At 70.4% G+C, this 15,343-nt stretch carries 15 protein-coding genes and 1 pseudogene; 8 read left to right on the top strand and 8 right to left on the bottom strand.

Annotation, left to right across the window (positions count from 1 at the left end; genetic code table 11):
- Nucleotides 1-111: 111 nt before the first annotated feature.
- Nucleotides 112-540 (top strand): DUF952 domain-containing protein, encoded by a 429-nt coding sequence (locus tag G361_RS0115060; RefSeq protein WP_019927918.1) that lies wholly within the window; start codon nucleotides 112-114, stop codon nucleotides 538-540.
- Here G361_RS0115060 and G361_RS43700 read toward each other — a convergent pair.
- Both G361_RS43700 and G361_RS43695 read right to left on the bottom strand, forming a co-directional pair.
- The gene (locus G361_RS43700) at nucleotides 444-1,289 is read right to left on the bottom strand and encodes a rhomboid-like protein (RefSeq protein ID WP_019927917.1); all 846 of its coding nucleotides are present in this window, start codon (nucleotides 1,287-1,289) and stop codon (nucleotides 444-446) included. The genes G361_RS0115060 and G361_RS43700 overlap by 97 nt on opposite strands.
- 23 nt (nucleotides 1,290-1,312) lie before the next feature.
- Nucleotides 1,313-2,101 carry an MHYT domain-containing protein gene (locus G361_RS43695; RefSeq protein ID WP_036495094.1) on the bottom strand — a complete coding sequence of 263 codons (789 nt, stop codon included), beginning with the start codon at nucleotides 2,099-2,101 and terminating at the stop codon, nucleotides 1,313-1,315.
- 264 nt (nucleotides 2,102-2,365) lie between these two features.
- Between G361_RS43695 and G361_RS0115045 the strand changes: the two genes are divergently transcribed.
- On the top strand, nucleotides 2,366-3,775 hold the full coding sequence (locus G361_RS0115045) for an ethanolamine ammonia-lyase subunit EutB (protein WP_019927915.1): 1,410 nt from the start codon (nucleotides 2,366-2,368) through the stop codon (nucleotides 3,773-3,775).
- Nucleotides 3,772-4,578 (top strand): ethanolamine ammonia-lyase subunit EutC, encoded by an 807-nt coding sequence (gene eutC, locus G361_RS0115040; RefSeq protein ID WP_019927914.1) that lies wholly within the window; start codon nucleotides 3,772-3,774, stop codon nucleotides 4,576-4,578. The genes G361_RS0115045 and eutC overlap by 4 nt, the downstream gene beginning before the upstream one ends.
- Here the strand turns inward: eutC and G361_RS0115035 are convergent.
- From G361_RS0115035 to ppgK, 4 genes are all read right to left on the bottom strand, one after another.
- Entirely contained in the window at nucleotides 4,575-5,336 is a 762-nt protein-coding gene (locus tag G361_RS0115035) for an MHYT domain-containing protein (protein WP_019927913.1), read from the bottom strand. The genes eutC and G361_RS0115035 overlap by 4 nt on opposite strands.
- A 253-nt stretch (nucleotides 5,337-5,589) precedes the next feature.
- Entirely contained in the window at nucleotides 5,590-7,167 is a 1,578-nt protein-coding gene (locus G361_RS0115030; protein WP_019927912.1) for a Na+/H+ antiporter, read from the bottom strand.
- A 116-nt stretch (nucleotides 7,168-7,283) separates the two neighbouring features.
- Nucleotides 7,284-8,699 carry an RNA polymerase sigma factor gene (locus tag G361_RS0115025; protein ID WP_019927911.1) on the bottom strand — a complete coding sequence of 472 codons (1,416 nt, stop codon included), beginning with the start codon at nucleotides 8,697-8,699 and terminating at the stop codon, nucleotides 7,284-7,286.
- 148 nt (nucleotides 8,700-8,847) lie between these two features.
- Nucleotides 8,848-9,606, bottom strand: coding sequence for a polyphosphate--glucose phosphotransferase (ppgK, locus tag G361_RS0115020; RefSeq protein WP_019927910.1), 759 nt, complete (start codon nucleotides 9,604-9,606; stop codon nucleotides 8,848-8,850).
- 175 nt (nucleotides 9,607-9,781) lie between these two features.
- On the opposite strand from ppgK, the gene G361_RS0115015 reads away from it, so the two are divergent.
- Nucleotides 9,782-10,696 carry an inositol monophosphatase family protein gene (locus G361_RS0115015; RefSeq protein ID WP_369797898.1) on the top strand — a complete coding sequence of 305 codons (915 nt, stop codon included), beginning with the start codon at nucleotides 9,782-9,784 and terminating at the stop codon, nucleotides 10,694-10,696.
- 149 nt (nucleotides 10,697-10,845) lie between these two features.
- Here the strand turns inward: G361_RS0115015 and cei are convergent, their stop codons facing one another.
- Nucleotides 10,846-11,523: an envelope integrity protein Cei gene (gene cei / locus G361_RS0115010; RefSeq protein WP_026343054.1), complete on the bottom strand. Its 678-nt coding sequence runs from the start codon at nucleotides 11,521-11,523 to the stop codon at nucleotides 10,846-10,848.
- Between the two features lie 518 nt (nucleotides 11,524-12,041).
- Here cei and G361_RS0115000 point away from each other — a divergent pair.
- The gene (locus tag G361_RS0115000) at nucleotides 12,042-12,344 is read left to right on the top strand and encodes a DUF4193 domain-containing protein (RefSeq protein WP_019927906.1); all 303 of its coding nucleotides are present in this window, start codon (nucleotides 12,042-12,044) and stop codon (nucleotides 12,342-12,344) included.
- A gap of 36 nt (nucleotides 12,345-12,380) precedes the next feature.
- Here the strand turns inward: G361_RS0115000 and G361_RS0114995 are convergent, their stop codons facing one another.
- Nucleotides 12,381-12,899: a DUF3093 domain-containing protein gene (locus tag G361_RS0114995; RefSeq protein WP_019927905.1), complete on the bottom strand. Its 519-nt coding sequence runs from the start codon at nucleotides 12,897-12,899 to the stop codon at nucleotides 12,381-12,383.
- Nucleotides 12,900-12,977: 78 nt separating this feature from the next.
- On the opposite strand from G361_RS0114995, the gene dut reads away from it, so the two are divergent.
- The 3 genes and pseudogenes from dut to G361_RS0114980 all read left to right on the top strand — a co-directional run bounded on the left by dut (nucleotide 12,978) and on the right by G361_RS0114980 (nucleotide 15,331).
- Entirely contained in the window at nucleotides 12,978-13,475 is a 498-nt protein-coding gene (gene dut, locus G361_RS0114990) for a dUTP diphosphatase (protein ID WP_019927904.1), read from the top strand.
- 319 nt (nucleotides 13,476-13,794) lie between these two features.
- Nucleotides 13,795-14,583, top strand: a pseudogene (locus tag G361_RS50960) (DUF3710 domain-containing protein); the annotation flags it as partial.
- 4 nt (nucleotides 14,584-14,587) lie between these two features.
- Complete coding sequence (locus G361_RS0114980) at nucleotides 14,588-15,331, top strand: alpha/beta hydrolase (protein ID WP_019927902.1); 744 nt, start codon at nucleotides 14,588-14,590, stop codon at nucleotides 15,329-15,331.
- Nucleotides 15,332-15,343 lie beyond the last annotated feature (12 nt).

The raw sequence follows: 15,343 nt of genomic DNA, 5'->3' as shown, positions 1-15,343 counted from the left end.
GTCTAACCGGAGACTACCCCGCCGCCCCGACACTCACACCCGGCTTATGGCAAACGCTCTGTTCAACGGCCTGCGGCGGCCGATCGCGGGTACGGCGGATAAGGTCGGGCGATGGTCGACGAGACGGCGGAACTTCCGGAGGGGGTCCTGGTGCATCTGTGCACCGGGGCGGAGTGGGACGAGGCGCGGGCCGCGGGCGCCCGGCGAACGCCCTCGTTGGACGGGGACGAGGGATTCGTCCACCTGTCGGGCCCCGCGCAGGTGCATCTGCCCGCGAACCGCCTGTTCGCCGGGCGGCGGGATGTGGTGCTGCTGTGGCTGGATCCGGGCCGCCTGGCGGCCCCGGTGCGGTGGGAGCCGGGCGTGCCCGGTGATCCGGCCGCCATGCTGTTCCCGCATCTGTACGGGCCGATCCCGGTGGCCGCGGTGATCCGGGTGACGGACTACCGGCCGGATCCGGACGGCAGCTTCCCGGAGCTGCCGGAGGGCTCGGCGGACGCCGCGGACTCGGACGACTCGGCGGACTCGGCCTCGGCCTGAGCCGCGCGTGCGGAGCGGTCGCGCATGCGTTCCAGCTGCCGCGACACCGTCACCGCGAGCGCGCCCGAGACGAAGCCCACCGCGATCGCGGTCAGATGCCCGTAATCGGTGAAGGTGCGGCCGACGATCGCGGCGTAGCCGTACCAGCCGATCAGGCCCACCGCCCACATCGCCCGCGGGATGCCGCGCAGGTGGAAGGCGAGGGCCGCGAGGATGCTGGAGAAGCCGTACGACGAACCGACGTCGGAGGCGACCGCCACCTTCAGCGGGATCAGCCGATGGTCGACCGCGTAGGCGATGCCGGTGACGATCAGCAGGGTGGTGGCGACGTGCCCCGTCGCGAAGACCATGATCCAGCGCAGCGTGCCGAGCCAGCGTTCCGCGAAGGCCATCAGGGTGAGGAAGCCGACGATGGTGACCCACGGGAAGCCGCCCTCGGTCCAGAACGCCGAGGCCACCAGCACCTGGACCGGCTCGCGGCGCATGTTGTGCAGATTCGTCGACGCGGACAGGATGAGCCGGTGCCCGGCGAATTCGCTGATGCCGCGCAACGTCCACCACGTGATGAACAGGGTGAACGAGTAGGCGCAGCTGGCGGGGGCGGCGGCGAGCAGGTCGCGGCCGGCCCGCAACAGGGCCGGCAGCCGCCCGGGACAGCGCACCCCGTCCCGGAACGTCTGTAACTGCGCGTCGACGTCGATGGTCCGGGTCCACGGTGAGCGGTAGTGGGTCAAGACGGTGGCAGCCACGCCCGTCAGTCTGGCACGGGCGGCTAGCGCAACCCGCCCGTCGGGCCGCCCGCGCCGCCGGTGGCGGGCGCGATGCGCAGATCCTCCCCTTCGTTGTCGGTGAGACCGACGTTGATCAGCAGCATCATGGTCACCACGCTGACGCCGATCATCAGCGGCAGCAGCAGCTGGACGCCGTCGGCGCCGGACGGAGCCGGGGCGAGGTCGATGCGGTGCGCGTGCATCGCGACCATCCCGGTGTAATGCATGCCGGTGACGGCGATGCCCATGATGATCGCCGCGCCGACACTGACCAGCGTGCCGCGCACGTGCAGGGTGAACCAGAGCGCGGCCGTGGACGCGACGATGGCGATCACCACCGACAGGGCCACGACGCCCGGCGAGTACGTGATGGTCGCGTCGGTGCGCAGCGCGAACATGCCCGAGTAGTGCATCGCGGCGACCCCGAGCCCGGTGACCACGCCGCCGGTCAGCAGCGTCCACACGCCACGACCGGCCCGCCGGCCGCGGAACACGATGGACAGCCCGATCCAGACGACCACCACCGCGATCGCGGCACTGGCCAGGGTCAGCGGGACGTTGTAGCGGATCGAGGCGCCGTCGATCGAGAATCCGAGCATCGCCACGAAGTGCATGACCCAGATCCCGGTGCCGCCGATGGCGATCGCGGCGGCGATCAGCCACCCACCGGCCCGGTCCGAGCTCCGGGCCCGGCGGGCGCACTGCAGACCGAGCAGCGATCCGATGAACGACATGGCGTAAGCGATCACGATGGTGACCCAGCCATAAGCGAAATGGTGTGTGTGCAACACGCGAAACTCCTCTGCGTGCACAGTCTTCTCCAAGGTTCCGCAAAATTGCGGCGAGCGGAATCTACGGCACCCCCGACCCGCTGTCGATCCTTCGGAACTGCGTAGATGCTTTCGAGTACAAGGCTCCGATTCGGGTCTTGCACGGTGTAATCGAACAATGGCAATCTCCCGGCAATATTGTTAACGGCTGTCGCAATTTGCATGCGCCACAATCGGGAGCGATGCCGCCGCGCATGCCCGCGCGGCCACGGAGCAGGAGGACCGATGGCCGTTCATCATCAGCGCGTCGGCGGGACGACCTATACCTTCCACGGTCCGGTGGAACTGCTGGCGAAGGCGACGCCGCGCCGCAGTGGCGACGAATTGGCCGGGTGCGCAGCACATTCCGATGCGGAGCGGGCGGCCGCGCAGTGGGCGCTGGCGGAGTTGCCGCTGTCGGATCTGCTGGCCGATCCGGTCGTGCCGTACGAAACGGACGAGGTCACGCGGTTGATCATCGACACCCACGATCGCGCGGCGTTCGGGCTCGTGTCACACCTCACCGTGGGCGGCTTGCGGGATTGGTTGCTGGAGGTAGCTGCGGGGCCCGGCGCGGCCGATACGCTGGCCGCCGTGGCGCCGGGGCTGACGCCGGAAATCGTTGCGGCTGTGAGCAAGATCATGCGAAATCAAGACCTGATCGTGGTTTCGAAAGCGACGAGTGTGATTTCCGCATTCCGGACCACCATCGGATCACCCGGTACGCTCGCGACCCGGCTGCAGCCCAACCATCCCACCGACGATCCGCGCGGGATTGCCGCGGCCGTGCTGGACGGCTTGCTGCTCGGCTGCGGCGACGCGGTGATCGGCATCAATCCGGCCACCGACTCGCCCGCGGTGGCCGCGGATCTGCTGCGCCTGCTCGACGAGATGCGGCAGCGTTTCGACATTCCGATGCAGTCGTGCGTGCTGGCGCACGTCACCACCACCCTCGGGCTGATCGAGGCGGGCGCACCGGTGGACCTGGTGTTCCAGTCGATCGCCGGAACCGAGGGGGCCAACGCCGGATTCGGGGTGACGCTGTCGCTGTTGCGGGAGGCGGCCGCGGCGGCCCGCGCGCTGAACCGGGGCACCGTCGGCGGCAACGTGATGTATTTCGAGACCGGGCAGGGTTCGGCGCTCAGCGCCGGCGCGCACCTGGGCACGGACGGCAGGCCGGTCGACCAGCAGACGCTCGAGGCCCGCGCCTACGCGGTGGCGCGCGAACTGGACCCGCTGCTGGTGAACACCGTGGTCGGCTTCATCGGGCCGGAGTATCTGTACGACGGCCGGCAGATCGTCCGGGCCGGCCTGGAGGACCATTTCTGCGGCAAACTGCTCGGCCTGCCGATGGGCGTCGACGTCTGCTACACCAATCACGCCGAGGCCGACGCCGACGATATGGACACCCTGCTCACCCTGCTGGCCGCCGCCGGGGTGGCCTTCGTGATCACCGTCCCCGGCGCCGACGACGTCATGCTCGGCTACCAGAGCCTGAGCTTCCACGACGCGCTCTACGCCCGGCGGGTACTGGGGCTGCGGCCGGCGCCGGAGTTCGCGGCCTGGCTGGACCGGCTCGGGATGCTCGACCCGACCGGCGGTATCCGGGCGGTCGCACCGCTTTCCTCACCGCTGCGCGCGCTGGGGGCGCGATGACCACCGGAGGCCACGTGGAAAACGATGACGCCCGGGAGTTCTGGGACCGGTTGCGGCGGAATACGCAGGCGCGCATAGGTTTGGGCCGCGCCGGGGACGCGCTGCCCACCGCGCGGGTGCTGGAACTGCGCGCCGCGCACGCCGCCGCCCGGGACGCCGTGCACACACCCTTGGACACAACGGATTTCGCGGAACGGGTGCGTACCGCCGGGCTGGGGGAGCCGGTGCCGGTGCGCAGCCGCGCGGCGAGCCGATCCGAGTACCTGCGCCGGCCCGATCTGGGCCGGTTACCGGAAGTGATACCGGGACAAGGCTTCTCGGTGCTGCCGCATACCGGCGCCGATATCGGGGTGGTGCTCGCGGACGGGTTGTCGCCGCGGGCGCTGGCCGAGCACGGTACCGCGGCCCTGATCGCGCTGAAAGACCAACTGGCGCAGCACTATCGGATCGCGCCACCGGTGATCGCGACCCAGGCCCGGGTCGCGCTCGGCGACCACATCGGCGCCGCGCTCGGCGTGACGACGGTGCTGGTGCTGATCGGCGAGCGTCCGGGCCTGTCGGTGGCCGACAGCCTCGGCATCTATCTCACCCACCTGCCGCGGCCGGGGCGCACCGATGCCGAACGCAACTGCGTCTCGAACATCCACCCGCCGGACGGGCTCGGTTACGCCGCCGCCGCGGCGGTGGTCGCCGGCCTGATCGCCGGCGCGCGGCGGCTGGGACGTTCCGGGATCGAACTCAAGGACACCTCGGACCGGGCACTGGTCGGCGCCGCGCCGCCGGAACTCGACCTGCCCGGCTAGTCGCGGCTGGGCCAGAACCGGCCCTCGGCCCGGGCCGGATCGGGCTCGTCGACATCGGTGATGCCGACCTGCAGCAACAGCACCATCGTCACCATGCTGACGCCGACGATCAGCGGGGTCAGCACCTGATGGGCCTGCGCGCCGGCCACGCGATGCACATGTTCGGCCATCCGGGCGCTGATCGCGAACATGCCCGTGTAGTGCATGCCGCACACCGCCCCGCCCATGAGCGCCGCCGCGCCGCCGGTCGCGAGGAAACCCCGGACGTGCAGCGCGCACCACAGCGCCGCGGTGGCCGCGACGACCGCGACGACGACCGACAACCCGACCAGTAACGGGTCGTACCGGACGTCGGCGTCGGTCTCCATCCCGTACATACCGGCATAGTGCATGGCCGCCACGCCGAGACCGGTGATACCGCCGCCGATCGGCAGTGCCCACGGATCACCCGGCCGCCCGACCACGATCGACAGGCCCAGCCACACCACCACCATCGCGATCAGCGCGCTGAGCAGGGTGATCGGCACGTTGTAGCGGATCGTCGTGTCCTGCACCGAGAAGCCCAGCATGGCGATGAAATGCATGACCCAGATCCCGGTGCCGCCCAGGGCGATCGCGGCGGCCACGATCCAGCCGCTCCCCGGCCGGACGCGGGCGCGGACCGTGCACCGCAGCGCCAGCAACGATCCGGTGACGGACATCAGGTAGGCCAGGGCGGGCGTCAGCCAGCCGTAGGTGAATTGGTCTATCGCCAACATTGCGGATTCCTTGCCAAGAGGGGTTCTCGACGTGCACGGGCAGGCCTGTGCGCCGAACGCTAGCGCGGAATCCGCAGGCAGTAAATTTACCGAAGTCGGTTGGTGGAAATTTGCTGGGTTAGCTGGACGGCGATGTCCCAGGTGGCCGAGCCGCGATCGGCCGGTGCGCCGGATCACCGCGTTCCGGATTCGCGTAGAGCCCGCTCGACACATTCGGACGGCGCGAACCGACCGGTAGCGCACCCCGGGCGTCCTACAACATCGGCCGCAGATCCAGCCGCCGCATCATGCGGTCGACCAGGGCCGGCGGCATACCCGGCTGCCGGCGGGCCGCCAGCGCCTCCGCCCGCCCGGCCTCGAGCACATCCTCGCTGATCGTGCGGAACTTACCGGTGAACCGCATCATCCGGTCGACGGACTTCGTCGGATCGGCGCTCTCGGCGGCCTCCGGATCGGCGCGGCTCAGGCGCCGCTCGATGGTCTCGCGCAGGCGCTGATAGATCTCGTCCGGCAGGTCCTCGCTGTCGGCGATCTCCTCCAAGCGGGTCAGTTCGGCGCGCAGGATCTGCGTCCACAGCTGCCGTTCCAGCACGCGCTCGGTCTCGGTATCGGCCTGGACGTGCGTCGCGCGCACCACCGCGGGCAGCGTCGGCCCCTGCAGCAGCAGCGTGAACAGCACGACCGCGAAGGCGGAGAACAGGATCTCGGTGCGCCCCGGGAACGGGCCGTGCTCGGTGGTCAGCGGTACGGCCAGCGCCAGCGCGACCGTCACCACGCCCCGCATGCCCGCCCACCAGGTGACCACGGTCTCGCGCCAGGTGTGCGGCTCGTCGGCCTCCTCCCGGCGCCGCCCGTGCAACAGCACCATCGACAGCAGCAGCCAGCCCAGCCGCAGCAACACCACCACCGCGACCACCACCGCCGTCCCGGTGAGCAGCCGCGGCCAGCTCGGGCCCGTGGCCTCCAGCACGGTGGTCAGCTCCAGCCCGATCAGCCCGAACGCGACCCCGGTCACCAGCAGATCGATGACCTCCCAGAAGGATTCGCCGACGATCCGGTACGCGGAATCGCTGAAATCGGCCGCGGCGTCGGTGAGGTACAGCGCGCACACCAGGACCGCGAGCACGGCCGACCCGTGCCAGACATCGGCGAGTCCGTAGGCCGCGAACGGCAGCAGCAACCCCAGCGCCACCTGCCAGGCGGCCTCGTCCAGCTGACGCATCAGCCGGCTGCCCATCCAGCCCAGCACCAGCCCGACCCCGATCGCGACCAGCGCCGACAGCAGGAAGTCGAGGGCGGTGTGCCAGGCCGAGAACTTACCGGTCACCACGGCCTGCACCGCGACGTCGTAGATGACCACCGCGGTGACGTCGTTGAACAGCCCCTCACCCTCCAGGACCGACACCAGCCGCCGCGGCAAGCCGAGCCGACCGGCCATCGCGCTCACGGCGACCGGATCCGGCGGCGCCACCACGGCGCCGAGCACCAGCGCCGAGGCCAGCGGCACCGCCGGATACCACAGATGGAAGACCACCGCGACGGCGAAGGCCGTCGCCACCACCAGGCCGACGGCCCGCAGCAGGATCGGTCCCGCGTCGGCGGCGAACTGCTGCCAGGAGGTGCGCCGCGCCGCCGCGTACAGCAGCGGCGGCAGCACCAGCGGCAGGATCAACTCGGGATTGATGTCGACGTTCGGCACGAACGGCAGCAGCGCCAGCACCAGTCCGAACACGGTCATCAGCACCGCCGGTGGCAATCCCGTGCGACGCCCCACCGGTTGCGCCAGAATCGTCGCGAACGCCAGGATGAACACCAGCAACAACTGCTCCACGCAAGGAGTCTGCTGGGACCGGCCGGGATTGTCATCCCGATCCGTCCGGCGCGTCGCGCACGCCGAACGAGCGCCGGCCCGGACGCCGAGGGCATCCGGGCCGGTTCGTGCGCCACCTAGTCCAGGTAGTCGCGCAGGACCTGCGAGCGGCTGGGGTGCCGCAGCTTGCTCATGGTCTTCGATTCGATCTGGCGGATGCGCTCACGGGTGACCCCGTACACCTGGCCGATCTCGTCGAGGGTGCGCGGCTGGCCGTCGGTGAGGCCGAAGCGCAGCCGGACCACGCCGGCCTCGCGCTCGGACAGCGTCTCCAGCACCGACTGCAGCTGATCCTGCAGCAGGGTGAAGCTCACCGCGTCGACCGCGACGACCGCCTCGGAATCCTCGATGAAATCGCCGAGCTGCGAATCGCCCTCGTCGCCGATGGTCTGGTCCAGCGAGATGGGCTCCCGGGCGTACTGCTGGATCTCCAGCACCTTCTCCGGGGTGATGTCCATTTCCTTGGCCAGCTCCTCCGGGGTGGGCTCGCGGCCCAGGTCCTGGAGCAGCTCGCGCTGGATGCGGCCGAGCTTGTTGATGACCTCGACCATGTGCACCGGGATGCGGATGGTGCGGGCCTGGTCGGCCATGGCGCGGGTGATGGCCTGCCGGATCCACCAGGTGGCGTACGTGGAGAACTTGTAGCCCTTGGTGTAGTCGAACTTCTCGACCGCGCGGATCAGGCCCAGGTTGCCCTCCTGGATCAGGTCCAGGAACGCCATGCCGCGGCCGGTGTAGCGCTTGGCCAGCGAGACCACCAGGCGGAGGTTGGCCTCCAGCAGGTGGTTCTTGGCGCGGTTGCCGTCGCGCATGATCCACTGCAGGTCGCGGCGCACCGCCACCGCCAGCTTCTCACCCTTCTCGGTGAGCTCGCGGAACTTCTCGGTGGCGTAGAGACCGGCCTCGATGCGCTTGGCGAGCTCGACCTCCTCCTCCGCGTTGAGCAGCGCGACCTTGCCGATCTGCTTCAGGTACGCGCGTACGGAGTCGGCGGAGGCGGTGAGCTCGGCGTCCTTGCGGGCCTGCCGCAGCGCCTCGGACTCCTCCTCGTCCCAGACGAAGTCGCCGGAGGCCTTGTCCTTCTCGGAGGGCTCCTCGGCTTCCTCCTCGTCGGCCTCGGCGACCGGCGCGGCGGGGGCCGCCGGCGTCTCCTCGTCCTCGTCGACCTCGTCGACGATTTCGTCCTCCTCGGACAGATCGTCGTCGGGGACGTCCAGATCGTCGAGATCGTCGAGCTCCAGCGACTCGTCTTCGGTCAGGGTCTCATCGATCTCGCCGTCGGGGCCCGGAGTGGCCTTCTTCGCGGCGGCCTTCTTCGCCGGAGCCTTCTTGGCGCCGGGAGTGGCCTTCTTCGCCACGGCCTTCTTCACCGGGGCCTTCTTGGCGGGCGCCTTCTTCGCGGCAGCCTTCCGGACCGGCCGTGCGGCGGTGATGTCTGCGGAGTCGGCGTCCTCGGCCGATTCGGCGGTCTGTCGGGTATTCGTGGCTACCACGTACGCCCTTTCGTGACGGTCTCGTGCGGCGTCACGCCAGAGTGATCTTCCGGCGGAGCGGTTCTGTCGGGATAACCCGGCTCGGGCCGGGGTCGTTTCTCCGGCTCACCGCCGGGCATTGTCCATTGTAACGATCGAACGGGGGTGCTCATGGCGCGATACCGGCATCCACCGCCATCGCGGCGCCGACGATTCCCGCGGTGTTCTTCAGATGCGCGGCCACCACGGGAGTCCGGTTGCCGAGCAAGGGGATCCAATGATCGGCGTCCCGGCTGATACCGCCGCCGACCACGAAAACGTTGGGCCAGAACAGATTTTCCAGTGTCACCAGCACCTTGGTGACCTCCGCGGCCCACTCCTTGTACGACAGATTCTTTCGTTCCTTGACCGAGGAGGCGGCCCGGTGCTCGGCCTCCTTGCTGCCCACCTGAAGGTGTCCCAACTCCGTATTCGGCACCAGCGTGCCGTGGTAGAGCAGCGCCGAGCCGATGCCGGTGCCGAAGGTGAGCAGCATGACCAGGCCCTCGGTGTTGCGGGCCGCGCCGTAGCGGTCCTCGGCCATGCCGGCGGCGTCCGCGTCGTTGAGGACCACCACCTCGCGACCGCCCAGCGCCAGCGAGAAGAGGCTGCGGGCGTCGGTGTCGATCCACGCCTTGTCGATGTTGGCGGCGGTGCGGGCGATGCCGTTCACGACCACGCTGGGCAGCGTGAGACCGACCGGGCCGTCCCAGTCGGCCTGGGAGACCAGTTTGGCGACGGTTTCGGCGACGGCGTTCGGGGTCGACGGATGCGGGGTGGCGATCTTGATGCGATCGTGCGCGAGTTCGCCGGTGGCCAGATCCACCACCGCGCCCTTGACGCCGCTACCACCGATATCGATCCCGAATGCAAGCCCGCGAGCGGACATCGACGATTCTCCTCGTTCCTGTCGTACCGAACGGAAATTCTGTGCTGACGGCATAGAACCCGTGCGCGCGCACCTTACCCGGTCATCGGGCGAAGAGCTGTGCGAACGGCCCTCGCTGTGTCGTCTCCGACATGCCTGATGCGCGAGGGGGCGGGTCTGTGTTCCGATGGAAGCCGTGCCCGAGACGAACTCCCGCATGACCGTCACCGCCTCCGCCGATCCCGCCGTCGCCACCCCCGCCGAGGTCGCCGACCTGCGGCGAGCCGCCGTCGCACTGGCCCGCACCGCCGCCGATCACGTGCGTGCGCGCCGCCCGGAGGTGTTCGCGACCGCCACCGGCGCCCAGCGTGACGCGGTGCAGAGCAAGAGCACCCCGACCGATCCGGTCACCATCGTCGACACCGAATCCGAGGAGTTGATCCGCGCCCTGCTGAGCCGGTCCCGGCCCGCCGATTCGGTCCTCGGCGAGGAGGGCGGCGGCACCCTCGGCGCGGATCCGGACGCCACCGTCTGGGTGGTCGACCCGATCGACGGCACCGTGAACTTCATGTACGGCATCCCCGCCTACGCCGTATCGGTCGCCGCGATGCGCGACGGCCGATCGCTGGCGGGCGCGGTGGTCGACGTCGCCGGCGGTGTCACCTACAGCGCCGGCCTCGGCGCGGGCGCCACCGCCACCGGCCCCGACGGCGTCACGGTCACCCTGCGCTGTACCGACGTCCGCTCGATCGAGATGACCCTGCTCGCCACCGGCTTCGGCTACGGCGCCGCCCGCCGGGCCCGGCAGGGCCGCCTGATCGCCGAGGTCCTGCCGCACGTCCGCGACATCCGCCGGATCGGCTCCGCCGCCCTGGACCTGTGCATGGTCGCCGCCGGCCGGGTGGACGCCCACTACGAGCACGGCCTCAACACCTGGGACTGGGCCGCCGGCGGCCTGATCGCCGCCGAGGCCGGCGCCCGCCTGGTCCTACCCCCGGCGGGCACGGTCGCCCGCACCGGCGAACTGGTCGTCGCCGCCGCCCCCGGCATCGCGGACCAGCTCATCGACCTGTTCGACCGCCTCGGCGTATCGGACCCGATTCCCGACTGACCCCGGCCCCATCGCCAATGGCCGAACCCCGTTGTTCGCGGCCCGGCTCGGTCCTGGACTGACGGAGGGAGGGAGCGCAGCGACTGACCGGAGGAGGGAAGGACCGAGACTCAGGGGCCGCGAACCCGCCGGAGCGAAGCGAAGGCCAATCAGCACTTCGCCTGGCGGGCCGCTTCCAGGAGCTTCGAGTCGATGGACGGGCCGCCCGGGGCCGGATTCTTCAGCGACTTCAGGACCTCCTCGGCGTCGGTGCTCGGCCGCAGGTCGTTGCCGAACAGCGAACCCACCGCCAGGTCGACCAGATCGTCGGTGCGGTGATCCTCGATCAGCTCGGCACACGGCGCGACCAACTGCACGGCGGCCGCCGCGGGCCGGCCGTTGACGCCGAACCGGATCTGGCCGTTGCACTCCATATCCCCGTTGACGTACACGGGGTCGTTGGCGAACGGTGGCGCGGGCGGGCCGGCGAATCCGTAGTCGCTGAGCCGGGAGGCGATGTGCTCGGCGACGCCGCGCTGCCCCGAGCCGTTGTAGACGCGCACCTTGGACTGCGCCAGCGGCGCCGGCTCGACGTCCCGCAGCCGCGACGCCCCGACGCGCTGACCGAGGCCCTCGGGCTTCGGCGCGTTCGGGTCGGTCGCCGCGGACGGCGTATTGCAGGTCATGGCGGCCCGGCTGTGCTGTTCCGTCGTCGCCGCCTTGATCCAGACGATCACGCAGATCAGTGCGAGGATCGACACCAGGGCGACCCAGGGTTGATAGCGTCGGCGGGGGAACGGCCGGCCCCGTTTGTCGGTGGCGCGGCCCTCGGTGATCAGTGAAACCACGAGCACACCATACGAGTTCACGCCGACCTTCGCGCACGCCGCCGCTGGCGACCGCATGTCGGACCGGTAACGGCCGGGATCTTGTTCGCTCTCGGCGAACTCGCGAATCCCGGATCGTGCGGACGCCGATCTCGGCCGGGTAACGATTCGCTCGACGTCCGGACACGAAAACGGGGCACCGGATGGTTCGATCCCCGGCGGGATGACGATTGCCCCTCAGTTTCGGCTGTGCTGTGTTTTGATTGCGACTTTTGCCGCCGGGTCCGCTATTGTCTGGCGGCCCGACTCGAATCGAAGGATGTGAATCACGAGGTGAGATTCGGGAACAACCAGGGCATGTCCTGCGTTGACCGAGCGCGATCCGGTACGGATTTCACAGATCCGGCCCGGTCGGCGACCGGTGTGCACGTGATGTACACCACCGGCGGGACGGCACTCGCCGAACCGATTCCCCTGCGGGATCGGAGGCGGTGAGTCCGGTTCCGGGATATACGGAGTAAGGACGAGGGGAAGACGACATGGCAACCGACTATGACGCACCGAGGCGCAGTGAATCCGACGACGTGTCGGAGGACTCCCTGGAGGAGCTGAAGGCTCGTCGTAACGAGGCCGCGTCCGCCGTCGTGGATATCGACGAATCCGATACCGCGGAGTCGTTCGAGCTTCCCGGCGCGGACCTGTCCGAGGAAGTGCTCTCGGTTCGGGTGATCCCGAAACAGGCCGACGAGTTCACCTGCGCCAGCTGTTTCCTGGTGCACCACCGCAGCCGATTGGCAAGCGAGTCCGGTGGGCAGTTGATCTGCATGGACTGCGCAGCCTGAGGGACTGCATTCCGAGGAGATATCCGCCGCGACGGTTCAGCTCGCGCTCGGTACGCCGAGCGCGGCTAGGACCTGTTCGGGCTTGCGGGTACTGACGAGCCAGTAGGGCGTGGGGTCCTCGGGGTCGTCGAGCACCAGCAACACCAGCGGACCGATCCAGGGCCGATGCTGCAGGAACGCGGCGGGGTCGAGCTGGCGGCCGAGTGCTGCGCTTTTGGCACTGGTCGGCACCGTAGCCGCCCGGGCCACATACGTTACCGGTAGGTGGGCTCTGTCCGCGCGCAATTCGAGAGTTCCGCCGGGTGTTCCGTCCGATTCCGCGACCGGGACCACCTCGACCCGATGACGGCTCATCCACAACAGCGCCCAGATCGGGATCGGCAGCAGCAGGACGTACGGCAGCCAGGCCCGGATTCCCGGCGCTCCCATGTGGATCTCGGCCGCCAGCAGTCCGGTGACGAACAGGCCCACCGGCCACCACCACAACGGCACCCACAACCGCTCGGAATACACCGGTGCGGGCGGGGTCCGCTGCGACGAAACGGGATCGGTCACTGCGGGTGGCTGGTCGGACACGACTTCAGCCTAGCGGCTGGCGATCGGCCCCCTGCCGAGCGCGTAGGCTCGCTGCACGTGACCGGTATTCCACCCATCCCACTGCTGCGGCTCGACCCCGGTATTCCCGTGCCCACCCGCGCCCATCCGGGCGACGCCGGCGTGGATCTGTGTACCACCGAGGACGTCGTCCTGGAGCCGGGCGAGCGGGTGCTGGTCGGCACCGGCATCGCCGTGGCACTGCCGCACGGCACGGTCGGCCTGATCCATCCCCGGTCGGGCCTGGCGGCGAAGACCGGGCTGTCGATCGTCAACACCCCCGGTACCGTCGACGCCGGTTATCGGGGCGAGATCAAGGTCTGCCTGATCAACCACGATCCGCGCACGCCGATCGCGCTGCGCCGCGGCGACCGCATCGCCCAGTTGCTGGTGCAGCGGGTCGAACTGGTCGACTTCGTGGCGGTGGACGGGCTGGACGAGTCCGCGCGGGGTGCGGGCGGTTACGGGTCCAGCGGCGGGCATGCGAGCCTGGAGACGGAGCCCGTCGGGGTGGGCCCGGTCGGCGAGGAGGCCTGAGATGTTCGGACGTAAGAAGAAGCGCGACGAGTCGCAGTACGACGAGTACGCCTACGACGACGTCTACGAGGACGACCGCTATCCCGCCGAGGCCTACGACGATCGCTACCCGGACGAGTCCTACGGCGACCCCCCGCGCCACGCCGAACCCCCTCGCCACGGTGGTCGCCGTGAGGCGCCCCGCCGCGGTGCGGCTTATGAGGACGGTCGCGGCGCGGCTTATGACGACGGCCGCGGCGCCGCCTACGAGGACGGTCGCGGCGCCGCCTACGAGAGCGGGTTCGAGGACGTCTACGACGGCGACTCCGCCTATGCCACGGGCGGATACGAGCAGCCCGCCGCCTATGCGGAGGCCGCCCACGAGCCCGTCGGCGATCGCGAGGACGAGCCCGCGAGCGAACGCCCGGCCGGCGGCCCCTACGACTACGAGGACGTCGCGCATCTCCTCGCCGAGGACGACGAGGGCCGCCTGGATCTGGGTTCGGTGATCGTCCCGGTACCGCCCGGCGGCCAGCTACAGGTGGAGATGACCCCCGACGGCACCCCGCAGGCGGTGCATCTGGCCACCCAGTACGGCCGGCTCACGGTCGCCGCCTACGCCGCCCCGAAATCGCCGGGGCAGTGGCGCACGGTGGCCACCGATCTGGCGGAATCGCTGCGCGCCGACGGTGCCCGGGTCTCGGTGCAGGACGGCCCCTGGGGCCGGGAACTGCACGCCGTCACCGAGGGCGCGGATCTGCGCTTCATCGGCGTCGACGGCTATCGGTGGATGGTGCGCCTGGTCGCGGCCGGCCCGTCCGGCGCCGTCGACGACGGACAGCCGCTGGTCGCGGCCGCGCGCGCCATCCTGGGCGAGACCGTGGTCCGGCGCGGCGACGACCCGCTGCCGGTGCGTGAGCCGCTGCCGGTGGTCCTGCCGCAGGAGTTGGCCCAGCAGTTGCTGGCCGCGCATCAGCAGCAGGTGGAGGCCCAGCAGCAGGCCGTCGCCGCGCAGGCGGCCGCCGTCCAGGCCACCGCGACCGGTGGCTTCCCGGCGGTGTCGCCCGACCCCCAGCAGCCGCGGCGCGGCAGCGAGGGTTCGGCGATGCAGCAACTCGGCCGCGGCTGACGGCGTGCGCGCGGACTCCGGCGCGGCGTGGCGTGCCCTCCCGGGGCAGGACGCGTCGTTCACGGTCGTCGGCATGCCCGGCACCGGATCCGACGCGGATTTCGCCCGCCGCGCCTTCGGCCCGGCCTGCGCGGCCCGGGGCGTGGCGTTCGTCGCGGTCGAACCCGATCCCCGCGCGGTGGTGGCGAGCTACCGCGCGGCTCTCGACGCCGCGGCCCGCACCGGTCCGGTGCTGGCCGCCGGCATCTCGCTGGGTGCGGCGGTCGCCGTCGAATGGGCGAACGACAACCCGGCCGCGGCCGTCGGCGTGATCGCGGCCCTGCCGGCCTGGACCGGCACCGATACGGCCGCGTGCCCGGCCACCCTGAGCGCCGCGTTCACCGCCGCGGCGCTGCGGGCCGAGGGGCTCGATCCGGTGCTCGCCCGGATGCGCGCGGGCAGTCCGGCCTGGCTGGCGCGGGCGCTGACGCAGTCCTGGACGGCCCTGTGGCCGGATCTGCCCGCGGCGCTGGAGGAGGTCGCCGCCTACCCCTGGCCGTCGCCGGAAGCCCTTGCCGCGCTCCGGGTTCCGGCGACCGTCGTGACGGCCGTCGACGATCCGGTCCATCCGCACGCCGTCGCCGACGACTGGGCCACCCACATCCCGGACTGTGTCGTGCACCGGATCACGCTGGCCGAACTGGGCGCCGACCCGGGCGTGCTCGGGGAACGGGGATTCAGCCGGTCGGAAGTGGGTATTAGCAGGTAGGGAAGGGCGGAC

Origin of the sequence: Nocardia sp. BMG111209 (assembly GCF_000381925.1) — a bacterium.
GTDB lineage: Bacteria > Actinomycetota > Actinomycetes > Mycobacteriales > Mycobacteriaceae > Nocardia.
This window is presented reverse-complemented; position numbering and strand designations above follow the sequence as displayed.

Coding starts and splice junctions, on each gene's coding strand:
- eutC (WP_019927914.1), top strand. CDS start 3,772: ATGACCACCGGAGGCCACGTGGAAAACGATGACGCCCGGGAGTTCTGG.
- ppgK (WP_019927910.1), bottom strand. CDS start 9,606: ATGTCCGCTCGCGGGCTTGCATTCGGGATCGATATCGGTGGTAGCGGC.
- G361_RS0115000 (WP_019927906.1), top strand. CDS start 12,042: ATGGCAACCGACTATGACGCACCGAGGCGCAGTGAATCCGACGACGTG.
- G361_RS0115035 (WP_019927913.1), bottom strand. CDS start 5,336: ATGTTGGCGATAGACCAATTCACCTACGGCTGGCTGACGCCCGCCCTG.
- G361_RS0115045 (WP_019927915.1), top strand. CDS start 2,366: ATGGCCGTTCATCATCAGCGCGTCGGCGGGACGACCTATACCTTCCAC.
- G361_RS0115060 (WP_019927918.1), top strand. CDS start 112: ATGGTCGACGAGACGGCGGAACTTCCGGAGGGGGTCCTGGTGCATCTG.